Here is a 16,795-nt window from a genome sequence, read left to right on the forward strand (position 1 = left end):
GGACAACGCGGCGGCCCGGCACGCCGTGGGGCGTGCCGGGCCGCCGTGCCGGTGGGTCAGCCGCGGTTGCGGTGCGCCTTGACGGCGCTGTCGATGACGCTCCAGAGCGCCACCAGCACGGTGCCCACGACCACGGCGAGCGCCAGGTGCCGCAGGTTGTCGCCCTCGCCGAGCCACTCGAAGCGGGCCACGAAGTCGGGGTTGAGCAGCCGGTCGGTCGACATCAGCCAGACCACCGGCGCGGCGAACGCCACGTCGAGGGCCGCGTTCGCGGCGACCAGCGGCCAGGTCCAGCGGCCGACCCGGTACTTGGCGATCTCCAGGCCGATGCTGGCGACCAGCACCGCGATCAGCAGCGGCAGCCAGAAGCTCCACAGCGCCGGATCGAGGATCGGCAGGTTGCCGTCGTCGCCGGCCGGCACGAACGACCGGAAGTGCTGCAACGGCAGGTACGCGATGAGGAGCACCAGGAAACCGATCGAGCAGGCGGCGTCGACCAGGGTGATCTGCCGGCCGGTGGTGTCCTCCGGCAGTCGGTCGACGCTCCAGGCGGGCAGGTGCAGGGGGGTGTTGGTGCGTTCCAGGACCGCGAAGACCACGGTGACCCAGAAGGCGATCTGGACGGCCACCGTGATGGCGGCGGAGATGCCCTTGCCGATGCCCTGGCCGCCGTCGGCGGCCTCGACCAGGCCGACCAGCACGCCGACCAGCGCCGGGACGAAGCTGAGCAGCAGCTTCAGCAGCCGCTCCCAGGCCAGGTAGTAGGTCGGGCCGATGAGCTGCAACCGGCGGTCGGCGTACCGGGCGGCGAGCGTGTCCGGGTCGCCCAGCTCGGTGAGCACCTCACGCTCGGCGGCGGCGGCGTCCTGTCCGCCGGCCGTGCGGCCCTCGACCATGTCCTCGATCGAGGCGCGCAGCTCGGTGGCGATGCCCTCGCGGCGGGCGGCCGGCACCGAGCGCAGGGTCGCGGCGAGGTAGCGGTCGGTCAGGGTGGTCATCGGTCGGCTCCTTCGATCAGCCCGGTCAGGGAGGTCTGCACTGCGGCGAGGTCGGTGAGCAGGCGGTTCAGCACCGACTCGCCGTCGGCGCTGGTCCGGTAGAACTTGCGGGGCCGGCTCTCCTCGGTGTTCCACTCGCTGGTCAGCAGGCCCTGCTCCTCCAGCCGCCGCAGCAGCGGGTAGAGCGTGTTGGCCTCGACCGGGAAGCCGCAGTCGGAGAGGCGTTCCAGCAACGCGTAGCCGTAGTCGGGGCGGCGCAGCGCGACCAGGCTCGCCACCACGACGGTGCCTCGACGCAGCTCCTGGAGGTGAGTCCGGAGGATCTCATCGCTAACCATGCATCACACCATAGTGTGTGCCACACACCATTGTCTAGCGTTACATCATCGTGCCCGACGGTATCGGTGTGTTCGGGCATGACGAGTCGGGCAACCGACTCCGGCGTCGGCACGGAGATCCGCGCCACCCGCCCCGCCGCCCCCCGCGCGGCTGCTGGAGGTGGCCCGGCGGCCGGGGATAGGGTGTGCCGACCGACCTCGACAACCCATGAGACCGACGCGGGGGGCCACGCATGGGCGATTCGTTCGCGCATCTGCACGTGCACACGGAGTACTCGATGCTCGACGGTGCGGCCCGGCTGAAGGACCTCTTCGCCGAGGCCAACCGGCTCGGGATGCCGGCGGTCGCGATGACCGACCACGGCAACATGCACGGCGCGAACGACTTCTACAAGCAGGCCATGGCCGCGGGGATCACCCCGATCCTGGGCGTCGAGGCGTACGTGGCGCCGGAGTCGCGCTACCACAAGGCGCGGGTGAAGTGGGGCCGGCCGGAGCAGAAGAGCGACGACATCTCCGGCAACGGCGCCATCACCCACAAGACCATGTGGGCGCGCAACGCCAAGGGGCTGAAGAACCTCTTCACCCTCAACTCCCGCGCCTCGATGGAGGGCCACTACGTCAAGTGGCCCCGGATGGACATGGAGCTGATCGCCGAGCACGCCGAGGGGATCATGGCCACCACCGGCTGCCCGTCGGGCGCGGTGCAGACCCGGCTGCGGCTCGGCCAGTTCGACGAGGCGCTCAAGGTCGCCTCCGCGTACCAGGACATCTTCGGCAAGGAGCACTACTTCCTGGAGCTGATGGACCACGGGCTGAGCATCGAGCAGCGGGTCCGCGAGGGGCTCACCGAGATCGGCAAGAAGCTCGGCATCCCGCCGGTGGTCACCAACGACTCGCACTACACCCACGAGGCGCAGGCCGAGGCGCACGACGTCCTGCTCTGCGTGCAGACCGGCAGCAACGTCGCCGACCCGAACCGGTTCCGCTTCGAGGGCGGCGGCTACTTCATCAAGTCCGCCGAGCAGATGCGCGCGGTGGACTCCTCAGAGCTGTGGTTGGAGGGCTGCCGCAACACTTTGCTGGTCGCCGAGAAGGTCGACCCGGCCGGGATGTTCGAGTTCCACAACCTGATGCCCCGCTTCCCCGTGCCCGAGGGGGAGACCGAGGAGTCCTGGTTCCGCAAGGAGACCTTCGTCGGGCTGGCCCGCCGCTACCCCGGCGGTATCCCCGAGGGCCACGTCGTGCAGGCGGAGTACGAGCTGGGCGTCATCATCCAGATGGGCTTCCCGTCGTACTTCCTCGTGGTCGCCGACTTCATCCAGTGGGCGAAGAACCAGGGCATCGCGGTGGGCCCGGGGCGTGGCTCGGCCGCCGGCTCCCTGGTGGCGTACGCGCTGGGCATCACCGACCTGGACCCGATCCAGCACGGGCTGATCTTCGAGCGGTTCCTCAACCCCGAGCGCGTCTCGATGCCGGACGTCGACATCGACTTCGACGAGCGTCGGCGCGGCGAGGTGATCAAGTACGTCACCGACAAGTGGGGCGAGGACAAGGTCGCCCAGATCGCCACCTTCGGCACGATCAAGGCGAAGGCCGCGATCAAGGACTCGGCCCGGGTGCTGGGCTTCCCGTACGCCGTCGGCGACCGGATCACCAAGGCGATGCCCCCGGCCGTGATGGGCAAGGACATCCCGCTCACCGGCATCTTCGACCCGAAGCACCCCCGCTACGCCGAGGCCGGCGAGATCCGTGGCCTGTACGAGTCGGACCCGGACGTGCGCAAGGTGATCGACACGGCGAAGGGCATCGAGGGGCTGATCCGGCAGACCGGCGTGCACGCCGCGGGCGTCATCATGTCCGCCGAGCCGATCATCGACCACATCCCGCTGATGCGCCGGGACGCCGACGGGGTGATCATCACCCAGTTCGACTACCCGACGTGCGAGTCGCTCGGGCTGCTGAAGATGGACTTCCTCGGCCTGCGCAACCTGACGATCATCGATGACGCGGTCAAGAACATCAAGCTCAACCACGGCCTCGACCTGGACCTGCTGGGGCTGCCGCTGGACGACCAGGCCGCCTACGACCTGCTCGCCCGGGGCGACACCCTGGGCGTGTTCCAGCTCGACGGCGGGCCGATGCGCTCGCTGCTGCGGCTGATGAAGCCGGACAACTTCGAGGACATCTCCGCCGTCCTGGCGCTCTACCGGCCCGGCCCGATGGGCGTGGACTCGCACACCAACTACGCGCTGCGCAAGAACGGCCTGCAGGAGATCACCCCGATCCACCCGGAGCTGGCGGAGCCGCTGCGGGAGATCCTGGCCCCCACCCACGGCCTGATCGTCTACCAGGAGCAGGTGCAGCGCGCCGCGCAGATCCTCGCCGGCTACACCCTGGGCCAGGCCGACCTGCTGCGCCGGGCGATGGGCAAGAAGAAGAAGGAGATCCTGGACAAGGAGTTCGTCCCGTTCCGGGACGGCTGCCGCGAGCGCGGCTACTCCGACGAGGCCATCCAGGCGGTCTGGGACGTGCTCGTCCCGTTCGCCGGGTACGCCTTCAACAAGGCCCACTCCGCCGCGTACGGGCTGGTCTCCTACTGGACGGCGTACCTCAAGGCGCACTACCCCGCCGAGTACATGGCCGGGCTGCTCACCTCCGTCGGCGACGACAAGGACAAGATGGCGCTCTACCTGGCGGAGTGCCGGCGGATGGGCATCCAGGTCCTGCCGCCCGACGTCAACACCTCCGCCGGGCCGTTCACCCCGGTCGGCAAGGACATCCGCTTCGGCCTCGCCGCGATCCGCAACGTCGGCGCGAACGTCGTCGCGTCGATCATGCGCTGCCGGCAGGAGAAGGGCGAGTACGCCGACTTCTACGACTTCCTCTCCAAGGTCGACGCGGTGGTCTGCAACAAGAAGACCATCGAATCGCTGATCAAGGCCGGGGCGTTCGACGTGATGGGCCACCCCCGCAAGGGGCTGCTGGCCGTGCACGCCGACGCCATCGACGCGTACGCCGACGTCAAGCGCAAGGAGGCCGTCGGCCAGTACGACCTCTTCGGCGCGGGCTTCGGCGACGCCGAGGCCCCCGGTGGCAGCACCACGGTCATGCCCACCATCGGCGACGCCGAGTGGGACAAGCGCGACAAGCTGGCCTTCGAGCGGGAGATGCTCGGCCTCTACGTTTCCGACCACCCGCTCTTCGGCCTGGAGCACGTGCTCGGCGCGGCGGCCGACTGCACCATCGCCTCCCTCTCCGAGGAGGGCACCGTCCCCGACGGGGCGGTGGTCACCCTCGCCGGCATCCTCTCCGGGGTGCAGCGCCGGGTCACCAAGCAGGGCCGGGCCTGGGCGTCGGCCACCCTGGAGGACCTCGCCGGCGGGGTGGAGGCACTCTTCTTCCCCAACACCTACGAGGTGATCGGCCAGTACATCGCCGAGGACGCGATCGTGGTGGTCAAGGGGCGGGTGGACCGCCGCGACGACACCCCCCGGATCATGGCGATGGACATGCAGATGCCCGACGTCAGCAGCACCCCGGGGAGCAAGCCGGTCACCCTGACCATCCCGGTGCACCGCTGCACGCCTCCGCTGGTGGAACGGCTCAAGGAGACCCTGGTGCTGCACCCCGGCGACACCGAGGTGCACGTCAAGCTGCAGAACGGCGGCAAGACCACCACGCTGCGGCTCGGGCCGTTCCGGGTCGCCGCCACCACCGCGCTGATGGGCGACCTGAAGAGCGTCCTCGGCCCGGCCAACGTGAGCTGACCGGCGGGTGGCCACGGGCGGCGGATTGGCTCTGCCCGGCCGACCCCGGCGGGCCATAGCGTCGACGGCATGGAGCTGGAGCAGGCGCGGAAGTTGTGGCAACCGGAACCCGGCTGGCTGAACACGGCGACCTACGGGCTGCCGCCCGAGCCGGCCTGGGCGGCGTTGCAGGAGGCGCTGGCCGACTGGCGGGTGGGGCGCACCTACTACGACAACTGGGAGGCGGCGACCGGGCGGTCCCGGGCGGCCTTCGCCGGGCTGGTCGGGGTGTCGGCGGCCGACGTCGCGATCGGCAGCACGGTCTCCCAGGTGCTGGCCCCGGTCGCGGCGTGTCTGCCGGCCGGCGCGACGGTGCTGGCTCCGGAGATCGAGTTCACCGCCAACCTCTTCCCCTGGCTGGCGCAGGCCGAGCGGGGCGTCACGGTGCGCACGGTGCCGGCCGCCGACCTGGCCGCCGCGATCGACGCCGACACCGACCTGGTCGCGTTCAGCCTGGTGCAGTCCGCCGACGGCACCATCGCCGCGTACGACGAGATCGTCGCCGCCGCCCGCGCGCACGACGCCCTGGTGGTCGTGGACGCCACCCAGGCATGCGGCTGGCTGCCCTTCGACGCCGGCCGCGCCGACGTGGTCGCGGTCGGCGGCTACAAGTGGCTGATGGCCCCGCGCGGCACCGCCTTCGCCTACCTGGCCCCCGCGCTGCGCGAGCGGCTGCGCCCCGACGCGGCCGGCTGGTACGCCGCCGAGGACCCCACCGCCGCCTTCTACGGCCCGCCGCTGCGGCTGGCCGCCGACGCCCGCCGGTTCGACATCTCCCCGGCCTGGTTCAGCTGGGTCGGGGCCGCCCCCGCCCTGGACCTGCTGGCCGAGGTCGGGGTGGCGGCGGTGCGTGCGCACAACGTGGCGCTGGCCAACCGGTTCCTCGCCGGGTTGGGCCGCCCGCCCGGCGAGAGCGCGATCGTCACCGTCGAGGTGCCCGGGGCCTCGGAGCGGCTGGAGCGCGCCGGGGTGCGGGCGGCGGTGCGCGCCGGCCGGGTCCGGGCCTCGTTCCACCTCTACACCTGCGAGGCCGACGTGGACCTGGCCCTGGCCGCGCTGACCGACTGACGCCCGCACCGGACGCGGTGGGCCCCGCCGCGCGGCGAACCCGCGCCCGCCCCACCGCGCGACGAAATCCGACGCTCCCCGCATCCGAACCGTGCCGCCCGGACGAACCCTGCGGTAGTGACCGTCTATCCGGGGGGTTCGTCGTGCGGACAGATCCGATGCCGGCCGAGGTCGTCGAGGGCCTGCGCGGGCGGCTCGCCGCCGCCGCCGAGGACCTGGACGCCAACCAGGTCGCCGCCCTGCTGCTGCAGGTGACGGCCGAGTACGGGGTGGCGGCGTGCTGGGAGCAGCTGTGCGTCCCGCTGCTGGCCACCCTGCGGGGGCGGACCGCCTTCGAGGTCGCCACCGAGCACGCCCTCGTCGAGGGGGTCCGCGTCGGCCTGGACGGGGTCGGTCGTGAGCCCGCCCGGCACCTGCCCGCCGGTGGCGTGCTGCTGGCCGGTGCGGAACAGGAGACGCACTGCCTGGGCCTGCACGCGCTCGCCGCCGCGCTGCGCGAGCGGGGGCGGGGCTGCCTGCTGCTCGGGCCCGCGCTGCCGTGGGTGGCGCTGGACCGCGCCGTGCGCCGCGCCGGCCCGACGACCGTGGTGGTCTGGGCGCAGACCCCGGTCGCCGGCCGCGCCCACCGCCTGGCCCGCCTCGCCCGCGCCTTCCCGGGGGTACGGGTGCATGCGGCCGGGCCGGGCTGGGCGGAGCCGCTGGCGCCCCCGTCGGCCCGCCTCGCCACCCTCACCGCCGCGACGGCCGCCTGCCTGCGCTGAGGGTGCCGCCGAGCCGGCCGGCGTGCCGACCATTCTGGACCGCACCGCCGCGCCGGTCGTCCGCCCCGCGCCCGGCCGGGGTGCCGGCGTGTCCCCGGCGGAGGGTGTCCGGGGCGACCAGTAGGGTGTCGAACACACGTACTGCCGGCGAGTCGGGGAGGTGGCGGGGTGCGGGTGCTCGGCGTCGACCCGGGGCTGACCCGGTGCGGGGTGGGCGTGGTCGAGGGCGTGCCGGGGCGGCCCTGCACCCTGGTCGCCTACCACGTGGTGCGCACCGACCCCGACGACGACCTGCCGCTGCGCCTGCTGCACCTGGACCGCGCGCTCACCGACCTGGTCGCCGAGCACCAGCCGGACGCCGTGGCCGTCGAGCGGGTGTTCAGCCAGCACAACGTCCGCACCGTGATGGGCACCGCCCAGGCCAGCGGGATCGCCGTGCTGGCCGGGGCGCGGGCCGGGCTGCCCGTGCAGACGTACACCCCGAGCGAGGTCAAGGCGGCCGTGACCGGCTCCGGCACCGCGGACAAGGCGCAGATCACGGCCATGGTCACCCGGCTGCTGCGGCTGGCCGAGCCGCCGCGCCCGGCCGATGCGGCCGACGCCCTCGCGCTGGCCATCTGCCACGTCTGGCGCGGCGGCACGCGCTCGAAGCTGGCCGAGGCGACCGACCGGGCCCGACGAGGAGGAGCACGATGATCGCCAGTGTGCGCGGCACGGTGACCGCGACCGGCCCGGACCACGCGGTGGTGGAGGTCGGCGGGGTGGGCCTGGCGGTGCACTGCGCCCCCGGCACGCTCGCCGACCTGCGGGTCGGCCAGCCCGCCCGGCTGGCGACCAGCCTGGTCGTCCGGGAGGACTCGCTCACCCTCTACGGCTTCGCCGACGACGACGCCAAGCAGCTCTTCGAGCTGCTCCAGACCGCCAGCGGGGTGGGGCCCCGGCTGGCCCAGGCGGTGCTCGCCGTGCACCCCCCCGACGCGGTGCGCCGGGCGATCGCCAACGCCGATACCTCCGCGCTGACCCGGGTGCCCGGCATCGGCAAGAAGGGCGCCGAGCGGCTGGTGCTGGAGCTGCGGGACCGGATCGGCCCGGTGCCGGTGGGCGCCGACGGCGCGGCCGGGGTGACCGGGGGCGGCTGGTCCGAGCAGGTCCGCCAGGCCCTGGTGGGGCTGGGCTGGACGGCCGGGCAGGCCGATCAGGCGGTCGCCGCCGTGGCGGAGACCGTCGACGGTCCGCCGCCGCCGGTGCCGGTGCTGCTCAAGCAGGCCATCCGGCTGCTCGGGCGGACCAGGTGACCGGCCCGGACGGCGGGCTGGTCTCGGCGTACGCCAGCGACGCCGAGCGGGACGCCGAGGTCAGCGTCCGGCCCAAGCGGCTGGAGGAGTTCATCGCCCAGCACCGGGTCCGCGACCAGCTCGACCTGCTGCTGCAGGGGGCGATGCGGCGCGGCGCCCCACCCGACCACATCCTGCTGTCAGGGCCCCCTGGCTTAGGTAAGACGACCCTGGCCAACATCGTGGCGGCCGAGCTGGGCGCGGGCATCCGGGTGACCAGCGGCCCGGTGATCGAGCGCTCGGGCGACCTCGCGGCGATCCTGACCAGCCTCGCCGAGGGCGACGTGCTCTTCATCGACGAGATCCACCGCATCGCGAAGCCGGCCGAGGAGCTGCTCTACAGCGCGATGGAGGACTTCCGGGTCGACGTGATCGTCGGCAAGGGGCCGGGGGCCACCGCGATCCCGCTGGACGTGGAGCCGTTCACCCTGGTCGGCGCGACCACCCGGTCGGGCCTGCTGACCGGCCCGATGCGGGACCGCTTCGGCTTCGTCGCGCACCTGGACTTCTACTCCCCGGCCGACCTGGAGGTCCTGCTGCGCCGCTCGGCGCGCATCCTCGGCGTGCCGATCACCGACGAGGGCGCGGTGGAGATCGCCGGCCGGTCCCGGGGGACCCCCCGCATCGCCAACCGGCTGCTGCGCCGGGTGCGCGACTTCGCCGAGGTCCGGGCCGACGGCGTGGTCACCCTGGAGACCGCCCGCGCGGCCCTGACGGTGTACGACGTCGACGCGCTCGGGCTGGACCGGCTGGACCGGGCCGTGCTCAGCGCGCTGGTCGACTCGTTCCGGGGCGGCCCCGTGGGGCTCTCCACCCTGGCCGTGGCCGTGGGGGAGCAGCCGGACACGGTCGAGGAGGTCTGCGAGCCGTTCCTGGTCCGGGCGGGGCTGCTGGCCCGCACGCCCCGGGGTCGGGTGGCCACGGAGGCGGCCTGGCGGCACCTCGGCCGTACCCCGCCAAATGGTACATTCGGCACCGATGTTCGCACCGGGCCCGATCTTTTCTCGGTCCCGCCGGATCAGCCGTGATCCCACCGTGATCTGTGCCGCCTGCGGCATTCCCAGGTCCAGGGGCTAGACTCGCCGCCGTCTGCACAGGATGTGAGAATCCGCCTCCGCTCCGGCACCCCGCCGAGCCGGAGGCCAATCGGAAGGTCAGTAACCTTGCTCGTTTACGCAGCAGAGGGCGGCGGCGGAGCCGGCGGTCTCATGCCGATCCTGATGATCGCCCTGCTCTTCGGCGTCATGTACTTCATGATGATCCGCCCCCAGCAGAAGCGCCGCCGCGAGGCGGAGCAGATGCAGGCCGCCCTCGCCCCGGGCGACGAGGTGGTCACCATCGGCGGTCTCTACGGCACGGTCGCCAGCGTGGACGACGACACCGTCCTGCTCGAGGTCGCTCCCGGCGTGCAGACCCGCTACGCCCGGCCGGCCATCGCCCGCGTGGTCAGCCAGGCGGATCGCGTCGAGGCGGTCGAGGCGACGGAGCCGCTCACCGAGGACGCCGCGGCCGTCAAGGAGTGACCGCCTCCCCTGACGGGGCAGCGGAGACGACGTTAAAACTGGATAGTTGGGTCGACACCCGACGCCGACATCTCCAAAGCTGCCGGTCGATGCCCCCACATCGACTCCGGTCAGCTGTGTCGGCGTCGGGCCGCCGGCCCGGACACCCGTCGCCGGGACCCCCGGCCCGACTTCTCGTGTCGCCGCAGCGGCGGCGCGACCGTAACAGGGAGACAGACAGCCGTGGCACCACCATCCCAGGGACAGATGCGGCCCGGACGGCAACTCGCCGTGCTCGGGCTCATCTTCGTCGTCCTCTATCTCTTGGTGTTCTTCTCGGGCGGTGCCAGCGGTGGCTTCAAGGACCGGCTCGAGCCCCGGCTCGGCCTGGACCTGATCGGCGGCACCCGGCTGACGCTGGAGGCGACGAACAGCCTCGACGGCAAGCCCCCGACGGCGGAGAACCTCGAAGAGGCCCGCCAGATCATCGAGAGCCGGGTCAACGCCTACGGCGTGGCCGAGGCCGAGGTGGTCACCGAGGGCAACCGGAACATCGTCGTCTCCCTGCCCGGCGAGAACCGCGAGCTGACCGACGTCGGCGACGCCGCCGAGCTGCGCTTCCGCAAGGTGCTCAAGGTCGCCGACGGCAGCGGCACGGTGACCCCACCGGCGGCCAACGCGACCCCGGTGCCCTCCGGCAGCGCCGCCCCGGCCCCGTCGGGCAGCGCCGCGCCCAAGCCGTCGGCCAGCGCCTCCGGCGGGGCGAAGGCGACCGCATCGCCGAGCGCCGGCGGTCAGGGTGGCATGGCCCCGGCCCCGACCCCGTCGGCGTCCGCCGCGTCGCCGAGTGCCGCCGCGCCGTCGGCGAGCGCCAGCGCCGAGCCGGTGCCACAGGGCGTGGAGGATCAGCGCAAGGCCGTCCAGCAGAAGGTCGGCGCCGCCGCCTGGCAGGCCGCCAGCGGCCTGCAGGCCCCGGCCGACCTGACCGCGGACCCGTCGCTGGCCGAGAAGCTCAAGCCGTTCGGCACGCTCTCCCCCCGCGAGGTCGCGGTGCTGCCGACGGAGATGCAGTTCAACGTCCCCACCATCGGCTGCGTCCAGCTCGACCAGCGCCCGGCGGCGTCGGTCAAGGACGAGAAGCAGAAGGCCGTCGCCTGTGAGGACGGCGTCCAGAAGTACCTCCTGGACGTGGCGAAGGTGCTCGGCACCGACGTCGGCGACGCCAGCGCGGTGCTCGACCAGACCAGCTCGTGGGTGGTCAGCCTCGACTTCAAGGGCGGGGGGCAGGAGAAGTGGACCGCCCTGACCCGGGAGGCGTTCACCAACGAGGGCCAGGCCTGCGACCAGACCGCGCTGGGCCAGGACGGCAAGTGCCGCGTCGCGGTCGTGCTGGACAACAAGGTGGTCTCCTCGCCGGAGATCCAGGGCGTGCTCACCGGTGACTCGCAGATCACCGGCAGCTTCGACAACAAGACCGCCAGCGCCCTGGCCGGTCAGCTGCGCTACGGCGCGCTGCCGGTGACCTTCGAGGCGCAGGAGCGGCAGAACGTCACCGCCACCCTGGGCGCGAGCCACCTGCGCGCGGGCCTGCTGGCCGCCGGCATCGGCATGCTGCTGGTCATCATCTACTCGTTCTTCTACTACCGGCTGCTCGGCTCGGTCATCTTCCTGAGCCTGGTGCTGTCGGCGTTGCTGGTCTTCGGCGCACTGGTGGTGCTCGGCCGGCAGATCGGCTTCACCCTCACCCTCGCCGGCATCGCCGGCATGATCGTCTCGCTCGGTGTGGCGGCGGACTCGTTCGTCATCTACTTCGAGCGGCTCAAGGACGAGATCCGCGAGGGCCGCAGCCCGCGCAGCGCGGTGCCGCGGGCGTGGGTCCGGGCCCGCCGGACGATCATCTCGGCCAACGCGATCACCCTCATGTCGGCCGTGGTGCTCTACGTCGTCTCGGTCGGCACGGTGAAGGGCTTCGCCTTCGCGCTCGGCCTGGCCACGGTGCTCGACCTGGTCGTGGTCTTCCTCTTCCGACACCCGATCATGACGATGTTCGCCCGGACCAAGGCGTTCCTCTCGCCGCGGGTCAGCGGTCTCGGCCGCGCCCTGCCCGCCCGGACCACCGAGCCGGCCACCACCCGCACGTCGCGCGTCAAGGAGGCCTGAGATGGCTAAGACTGGGTTGGCGAGCCGCCTCTACCGGGGCGAGGCCGGCGTCGACGTCGTCGGCAAGCGCAAGCTGTGGTTCACCATCGCCGGGGTGCTGATCCTGATCTCGTTGCTCAGCTTCGGGATCCAGAAGTTCAGCCTGGGCATCGAGTTCGCCGGCGGCAACTCGTTCCAGGTCCCGGCCAGCGTGGGCACGCTGGAGCATGCCGAGACGACGGCCGACGAGGTGCTGGCGACCACCGCGGGCGGGGCCGAGGTGGTCACGGCCCAGAAGGTCGGCGGCACCGGCGGCGACTACTACGAGCTGCGCACCTCGCAGCTCAGCGCCGAGCAGGCCGACGAGGCCAAGGCGGAGATGGCCCGGAAGTTCGGCATCCAGGCCGACCAGATCAGCGGCAACCAGGTCAGCGAGGCGTGGGGCAGCCAGGTCACCTCCCGGGCGCTGCTGGGCCTGGTGATCTTCATTGCGGTGGTGATGGTCTACCTGATCCTGCGCTTCGAGTGGCGGATGGCGGTGGCCGCCGTGGCCTCGCTGTTCATGAACCTGATCCTCACCGCCGGCATCTACTCGCTGGTCGGGTTCGAGGTGACCCCCTCGACGATCATCGGGTTCCTCACCATCCTCGGCTTCGCGCTCTACGACGTGGTGGTGGTCTTCGACAAGGTCCAGGAGAACACCCGGGGCATCACCGCCAACAACAACCAGACCTACGGCGAGGCGGCCAACCTGGCGGTCAACCAGAGCCTGATGCGGTCGCTGAACACGTCGGTCGTGGCCCTGCTCCCGGTCGGTGGTCTGCTCTTCATCGGCGCGGGCCTGCTGGGCGCGGGCACCCTGAAGGACCTCGGCCTGGTGCTCTTCGTCGGCATGGCGATCGCGTTCCTGACCTCGATCCTGCTGGCCACCCCGCTGCTGGTGCTGCTGAAGAACTACGAGCCGCGGATCCAGGCGCACAACAAGCGGGTCCTGGCCCGGCGGGGCGCCCTGTCCCGGGGCGAAATCACCCCGAGGGGCGCCCCGCGCCCGGCCGGGGAGGCCGACGAGCCGATCGACCCGGAGGCGGAGACGGCGGCCCTGGCCGGGGCCGCGCCGAAGGTGGGCGCCCGGCCCACCGGCAAGCGTCCGAGCGGCGCGCGGGGCGGCCGCCCCGCGGGCGGCGGCGGCAACCGGCCGGGCGGCGCGAAGCGCCGCTGAACCTAGGGGGGAGACCCCGGTAGACGGCCACGACGGCGTCCTTCATGCTGTGCGAGCGGCGTGCGGGACGCCGTCGTCGTTCGAGGGGAGACGGAACCGCCGTGACGGAGACGTACCGCGCCGGGGCGCGGGGAGACAGCGGCCCAGAGGTCGCCGAGCTGGTCGCCAGCCGCGTGCTGGACGTGCCGGACTTCCCGAAGCCGGGCGTCATGTTCAAGGACCTGATGCCGCTCTTCGCCGACGGCGCGGTGTTCCGTGAGGTGGTCGACGGGATCGTGGCGTACCACGGGCGCGAGTCGTTCGACGCGGTGGTGGGCATCGAGGCCCGGGGGTTCGTGATCGCCGCGGCGATCGCGTACGCCACGGGGGTCGGCGTGGTGCCGGTGCGCAAGGCCGGCAAGCTGCCCCGACCCGCCTACTCGGCCTCCTACGCCCTGGAGTACGGCGAGGCGACGCTGGAGTTGCACGAGGACGCCTTCACCGCCGGGCACCGGGTGCTGGTCGTCGACGACGTGCTGGCCACCGGGGGGACCGCCGAGGCCACCCTGGGCCTGGTGGAGCGGGCCGGCGGGACGGTCGCCGGTTTCACCGTACTGCTGGAGTTGGGTTTTCTGGGTGGCCGCGAGCGGCTCGCCCCGCGCCCGGTGCACGCCCTGCTCCGGGTCTGAGCGCCGCCCGCCGCCCGGCCCGGGGCGACCCCGGGGTCGGGCGCGGCCGGCGTGGCTCGGCCCCGCCACGGGGGTGCCGGGCGGCCTGGTGCGCTCCGCCTGGCGGGGCGCGGCGCGCGGATTCGCCCACCGACGGCCCGGCGGGCCGCAGGAGGCCCGATCCGTGCCGCGCTGACCAATTGGTCGCCAGGGCCGGTGGGACGGCGGGATGCGGTACGTCCGGGGGAGCGGCGGGGCACCGTGCGTGCGGGTAGCATTGCCCTTTGCTGACCGGGCGGGAGACCGTCCGGGTGGCGCAAGACCAGGCCGGCCGGCGACTCGGCCGGCGTACCCCGGCGAGCGGTGAGGAGGCCGGTGTCTCACGATGTCGTTCCTCCGGTGGAGGGCACGGTGCACCCGACAGGCGAGGCTGACGGTTCGCTGACCGATCCGGGAGTGGGCGCCCCGGCCGTGAGCGCCGACGGCGAGGCGTCTCCCGCCCGCGTCGACGGCGCCGTCGCGCCGGCCGGTGTCGCCGCGCAGTCCGGTGCGGCTCCGCAGGTCGGTGCTGCTCCCCAGCCCGGTGCGGCTCCGCAGGTCGGGGTCCTGACGCCGCTGTCCGCCGACGAGGACCTCGACGACCCGTTGCCGGGTGCCGGCTTCGGCCTGTCCAACGCGCCCACCGGCCGGCGGGTCCGCGCCCGCCTGGCCCGGTTCAACGCACCCTGGCAGACCTCGCAGGTCAGCGAGGTGCTGGAGCCGCTGATCTCCTCCCACCGGGTGAACCACCCGAAGGCCGACGCCCGGCTGCTGCAGCGTGCGTTCGACCTGGCGGCCCGCTGGCACTCGGGTCAGTACCGCAAGTCCGGCGACCCGTACATCACCCACCCGCTGGCGGTGGCCACCATCCTGGCCAACCTGGGGATGGACACCACCACCCTGGTCGCCGCGCTGCTGCACGACACGATCGAGGACACGGAATACACCCTCGACCAGATGAAGGCGGACTTCGGCGCCGAGGTCGCGCTGCTGGTCGACGGGGTGACCAAGCTCGACAAGGTCAAGCTCGGCGACGCCGCCAAGGCGGAGACGATCCGCAAGATGGTCGTGGCGATGGCGAAGGACCCGCGGGTCCTGGTGATCAAGCTGGCCGACCGGCTGCACAACATGCGTACCCTCTCCTTCCTGCCCGTGCCGAAGCGGGAGCAGAAGGCGAAGGAGACGCTGGAGATCCTGGCCCCGCTGGCCCACCGGCTGGGCATGAACACGATCAAGTGGGAGCTGGAGGACCTGGCCTTCGGCACGCTCTTCCCGAAGCGCTACGAGGAGATCCTCCGGCTGATCGGGGAGCACCAGCCGCAGCGCGAGGCGCTGCTGCGTCAGGTCACCCAGAAGGTGCAGACCGACCTGAAGGCCGCCAAGATCAAGGCGGAGACGACGGGCCGGCCGAAGCACCTCTACTCGATCTACCAGAAGATGATCGTGCGGGGCCGCGACTTCAACGACATCTACGACCTGGTGGGCGTGCGGATCCTGGTCGACACGGTGCGCGACTGCTACGCGGCGCTGGGCGTGATCCACGCGAACTGGCAGCCGGTGCCGGGCCGGTTCAAGGACTACATCGCGATGCCCAAGTTCAACATGTACCAGTCGCTGCACACCACGGTCATCGGCCCCACCGGCAAGCCGGTGGAGATGCAGATCCGCACGTACGCGATGCACCGCACCGCCGAGTTCGGCATCGCCGCGCACTGGAAGTACAAGGAGCACAAGGGCACCCAGATCGTCGGCCCGCCCGCGCACATCGACGAGATGACCTGGCTGCGGCAGCTGCTGGACTGGCAGCGGGAGGCGGCCGACCCGAGCGAGTTCCTCGACGCGCTGCGCTTCGACCTGTCCAGCCAGGAGGTGTACGTCTTCACCCCCAAGGGGGACGTCATCCCGCTGCCGACCGGGTCGACGCCGGTGGACTTCGCCTACGCGGTGCACACCGAGGTGGGGCACAAGTGCATCGGGGCGCGGGTCAACGGCAAGCTGGTGCCGCTGGAGTCGACGCTCTCCAACGGCGACGTGATCGAGATCTTCACCTCGAAGTCCGACACGGCCGGCCCCACGCAGGACTGGCTGGGCTTCGTCAAGAGCCCCCGGGCGCGGACGAAGATCCGCCAGTACTTCAACAAGGAGCGGCGCGAGGAGGCGATCGAGGCCGGCAAGGACTCGATCGTCAAGGCGATGCGCAAGCAGGGCATGCCGTTGCAGCGGATGCTCACCTCGGACGCGTTGATGGCGATCGCCCGGGACCTGCACCTGGCCGACGTGGCGTCGCTCTACGCGGCGGTCGGCGACAGCCAGGTCTCCGCCCAGTCGGTCGTGCAGAAGCTGATGGCCGCGTACGGGGGCGAGGAGGGCGCGGCGGAGGACATCGCCGAGACCGCCGTGGCGACCCGGCCGCCGCGCAGCCGGCAGAGCAGCGCCGACCCGGGTGTGGTGGTGCGCGGCGTCAGCGACGTCTGGATCAAGCTGGCCCGGTGCTGCACCCCGGTGCCACCGGACTCGGTCTTCGGCTTCGTCACCCGCTCCGGCGGGGTGAGCGTGCACCGCGACGACTGCGCCAACGCCGAGGACCTCAAGGTCCAGCAGGAGCGGGTGGTCGAGGTGAGCTGGAAGCTCACCTCCGCCTCGACGTTCCTGGTCGCCATCCAGGTCGAGGCGCTGGACCGGCACAAGCTGCTGGCCGACGTGACCCGGGTGCTCTCCGAGGAGCGGGTCAACATCCTCTCGGCGACGGTCACCACCACCCGCGACCGGGTGGCGGTGAGCCGGTTCAGCTTCGAGATGGCCGACCCGAAGCACCTGGGGCACCTGCTGGCGGCGGTCCGCAAGGTCGACGGGGTCTTCGACGCCTACCGGGTCACCTCGGGCTCCTGAGCCCCTGCTACGCGACAGCGCCCGCCGGCTCCAGCCGGCGGGCGCTGTCGTG

Annotated in this window: 13 protein-coding genes; 11 read left to right on the forward strand and 2 right to left on the reverse strand. The window is 72.3% G+C overall.

Translation table 11 applies throughout. The annotated features are described in order from the left end of the window. Positions 1–56 precede the first annotated feature (56 nt). The gene (locus tag ACLQ2V_RS19955; RefSeq protein WP_425720035.1) at positions 57–998 is read right to left on the reverse strand and encodes a permease prefix domain 1-containing protein; all 942 of its coding nucleotides are present in this window, start codon (positions 996–998) and stop codon (positions 57–59) included. Continuing rightward, entirely contained in the window at positions 995–1,336 is a 342-nt protein-coding gene (locus tag ACLQ2V_RS19960; protein ID WP_425720036.1) for a PadR family transcriptional regulator, read from the reverse strand. The genes ACLQ2V_RS19955 and ACLQ2V_RS19960 overlap by 4 nt, the downstream gene beginning before the upstream one ends. A 233-nt stretch (positions 1,337–1,569) precedes the next feature. On the opposite strand from ACLQ2V_RS19960, the gene dnaE reads away from it, so the two are divergent. The 11 genes from dnaE (at position 1,570) to ACLQ2V_RS20015 (ending at position 16,743) form a co-directional block, all read left to right on the forward strand. Beyond that, positions 1,570–5,106 carry a DNA polymerase III subunit alpha gene (dnaE, locus tag ACLQ2V_RS19965; RefSeq protein ID WP_425720037.1) on the forward strand — a complete coding sequence of 1,179 codons (3,537 nt, stop codon included), beginning with the start codon at positions 1,570–1,572 and terminating at the stop codon, positions 5,104–5,106. Positions 5,107–5,175: 69 nt separating this feature from the next. Next, positions 5,176–6,213, forward strand: a complete 1,038-nt coding sequence (locus tag ACLQ2V_RS19970; RefSeq protein WP_425720038.1) for an aminotransferase class V-fold PLP-dependent enzyme — start codon at positions 5,176–5,178, stop codon at positions 6,211–6,213. A gap of 143 nt (positions 6,214–6,356) precedes the next feature. Beyond that, positions 6,357–6,974 carry a transcriptional regulator gene (locus tag ACLQ2V_RS19975; protein WP_425720039.1) on the forward strand — a complete coding sequence of 206 codons (618 nt, stop codon included), beginning with the start codon at positions 6,357–6,359 and terminating at the stop codon, positions 6,972–6,974. 168 nt (positions 6,975–7,142) lie between these two features. Further along, a complete protein-coding gene (ruvC, locus tag ACLQ2V_RS19980; protein WP_425720040.1) occupies positions 7,143–7,670 on the forward strand; it encodes a crossover junction endodeoxyribonuclease RuvC in 528 nt (175 codons plus the stop codon). Then, complete coding sequence (ruvA, locus tag ACLQ2V_RS19985; RefSeq protein ID WP_425720041.1) at positions 7,667–8,269, forward strand: Holliday junction branch migration protein RuvA; 603 nt, start codon at positions 7,667–7,669, stop codon at positions 8,267–8,269. Before ruvC ends, ruvA begins: the two co-directional genes overlap by 4 nt. After that, on the forward strand, positions 8,266–9,336 hold the full coding sequence (gene ruvB / locus ACLQ2V_RS19990) for a Holliday junction branch migration DNA helicase RuvB (protein ID WP_425720042.1): 1,071 nt from the start codon (positions 8,266–8,268) through the stop codon (positions 9,334–9,336). Before ruvA ends, ruvB begins: the two co-directional genes overlap by 4 nt. Positions 9,337–9,516: 180 nt before the next feature. Then, positions 9,517–9,831: a preprotein translocase subunit YajC gene (yajC, locus tag ACLQ2V_RS19995; RefSeq protein WP_425720043.1), complete on the forward strand. Its 315-nt coding sequence runs from the start codon at positions 9,517–9,519 to the stop codon at positions 9,829–9,831. Positions 9,832–10,053: 222 nt separating this feature from the next. Beyond that, positions 10,054–11,970, forward strand: a complete 1,917-nt coding sequence (secD, locus tag ACLQ2V_RS20000) for a protein translocase subunit SecD (protein WP_425720044.1) — start codon at positions 10,054–10,056, stop codon at positions 11,968–11,970. 1 nt (position 11,971) lies between these two features. Next, a complete protein-coding gene (secF, locus tag ACLQ2V_RS20005; RefSeq protein WP_425720045.1) occupies positions 11,972–13,168 on the forward strand; it encodes a protein translocase subunit SecF in 1,197 nt (398 codons plus the stop codon). Between the two features lie 44 nt (positions 13,169–13,212). Beyond that, the gene (locus tag ACLQ2V_RS20010) at positions 13,213–13,836 is read left to right on the forward strand and encodes an adenine phosphoribosyltransferase (RefSeq protein WP_425720046.1); all 624 of its coding nucleotides are present in this window, start codon (positions 13,213–13,215) and stop codon (positions 13,834–13,836) included. Positions 13,837–14,271: 435 nt separating this feature from the next. After that, complete coding sequence (locus ACLQ2V_RS20015) at positions 14,272–16,743, forward strand: RelA/SpoT family protein (protein ID WP_425720126.1); 2,472 nt, start codon at positions 14,272–14,274, stop codon at positions 16,741–16,743. Positions 16,744–16,795: the final 52 nt, after the last annotated feature.

Source organism: Micromonospora sp. DT233 (assembly GCF_049841815.1).
Taxonomy (GTDB): domain Bacteria; phylum Actinomycetota; class Actinomycetes; order Mycobacteriales; family Micromonosporaceae; genus Micromonospora.

What these genes read in the sequence shown, in the direction of transcription:
- ACLQ2V_RS19955 (WP_425720035.1), bottom strand. Translation starts at nt 998, where the DNA reads ATGACCACCCTGACCGACCGCTACCTCGCCGCGACCCTGCGCTCGGTG.
- ruvA (WP_425720041.1), top strand. Translation starts at nt 7,667, where the DNA reads ATGATCGCCAGTGTGCGCGGCACGGTGACCGCGACCGGCCCGGACCAC.
- secF (WP_425720045.1), top strand. Translation starts at nt 11,972, where the DNA reads ATGGCTAAGACTGGGTTGGCGAGCCGCCTCTACCGGGGCGAGGCCGGC.
- yajC (WP_425720043.1), top strand. Translation starts at nt 9,517, where the DNA reads ATGCCGATCCTGATGATCGCCCTGCTCTTCGGCGTCATGTACTTCATG.
- ACLQ2V_RS20010 (WP_425720046.1), top strand. Translation starts at nt 13,213, where the DNA reads ATGCTGTGCGAGCGGCGTGCGGGACGCCGTCGTCGTTCGAGGGGAGAC.
- ACLQ2V_RS19970 (WP_425720038.1), top strand. Translation starts at nt 5,176, where the DNA reads ATGGAGCTGGAGCAGGCGCGGAAGTTGTGGCAACCGGAACCCGGCTGG.
- ACLQ2V_RS19960 (WP_425720036.1), bottom strand. Translation starts at nt 1,336, where the DNA reads ATGGTTAGCGATGAGATCCTCCGGACTCACCTCCAGGAGCTGCGTCGA.
- dnaE (WP_425720037.1), top strand. Translation starts at nt 1,570, where the DNA reads ATGGGCGATTCGTTCGCGCATCTGCACGTGCACACGGAGTACTCGATG.